The sequence below is a fragment of the Vibrio sp. 10N.222.46.A1 genome (genome assembly GCF_041473595.1).
Lineage (GTDB): Bacteria > Pseudomonadota > Gammaproteobacteria > Enterobacterales > Vibrionaceae > Vibrio > Vibrio tasmaniensis_A.
Window position 1 is genome coordinate 1 of sequence record NZ_JBFRSN010001824.1, and the last position, 1038, is coordinate 1038.

A 1038-nucleotide genomic window follows, 5' to 3' on the forward strand; every position below is an offset into this window, starting at 1 on the left:
TTATATACCTGACACAATTATTATGAATTTACTGAATAAGGCTGTAGCTATACCAGAGAATATGGCCCAAGCAAAAATGACAAGTAAAGCAGCACCGATAACGTACTCGACAATAGTTAGTCCTTTCTGCTTTCTAATTCCCTTTTTATTCATAGTGTCTACGGGGCTGTTGTCGTACTAATAGCATTAACAATAGCACTGAGTTTCGCTGACAATACATTACCAATTCCACTGAATATGGTTGTCAACCCTAACACGAGCATAGCAGCACCGATCACATATTCGATGACCGTTAAACCTTCTTCATCATTCATAAATTCTTTAATGTTTTTCAATAGGTTATTCATAAGAATCTCTCCTTGATTTACGTATCAGGTTTTATTTACCTGTAAACTAAATCTAGAGCTGAACGATATATTAGGTTAGGATTATTTTGCCATTTACTTGCACTTTCTTGTGGTACTTCTAATCTAATTACTATTACTTGTTATTCGGTTGTTTTTAGACAAAAAAACCGATATGAAACGAAGATTATATTAATATGAAAATAGTAACTCCGTTATTGTCGGACAAAGATAGTGATTTCAACTCCGTTATTATTAATAAAATAGGCCACTATTTTTCTATAAAAAACTTCAAACAAGACATATCTATAATCAGTAACTTAGATGTAAGATTGGTATTTTTCATATTGAATAGCGCAGATAAAATCCAACTACTTACCATGGCTTTATCTATTTGCGAAAATTTGAACAAAAGAATTGTCATTATTTGCTCTGACCCGTTACCTAATATCGTTCGAAATCATAAGAATATATTTTTCATCATAGAAACAAACAGTAATCATCTGACCAGTCAATTCGAAGAGCTTAAGGCCAAGACACAGCATATGTTCGAGTCCCACTTCGATATCGACAGAGACACAAACAACAACAACCAACTGCCTGTAAAGGTCTTCACATCCGAAGTTATTAACTTTGTGATGGACAACATCAACAAAGAAATCAGAGAAACAGAGATCGCCGAGAAATGTCACTG

The 1038-nt window shown here is 33.8% G+C and carries 2 protein-coding genes; one reads left to right on the plus strand and one right to left on the minus strand.

The genetic code is table 11. The features are described from left to right. Positions 1–158 precede the first annotated feature (158 nt). Positions 159–347, minus strand: coding sequence for a Flp family type IVb pilin (locus AB4496_RS29475; RefSeq protein ID WP_009847502.1), 189 nt, complete (start codon positions 345–347; stop codon positions 159–161). Positions 348–541: 194 nt separating this feature from the next. Between AB4496_RS29475 and AB4496_RS29480 the strand changes: the two genes are divergently transcribed. Next, positions 542–1038, plus strand: a 497-nt coding sequence (locus tag AB4496_RS29480; RefSeq protein WP_372133684.1) for an AraC family transcriptional regulator, incomplete at its 3' end; no start/stop codon positions are given.

Bases quoted from the DNA above. Each gene is read 5' to 3' on its own strand.
- AB4496_RS29475 (WP_009847502.1), bottom strand. From the start codon at position 347: ATGAATAACCTATTGAAAAACATTAAAGAATTTATGAATGATGAAGAA.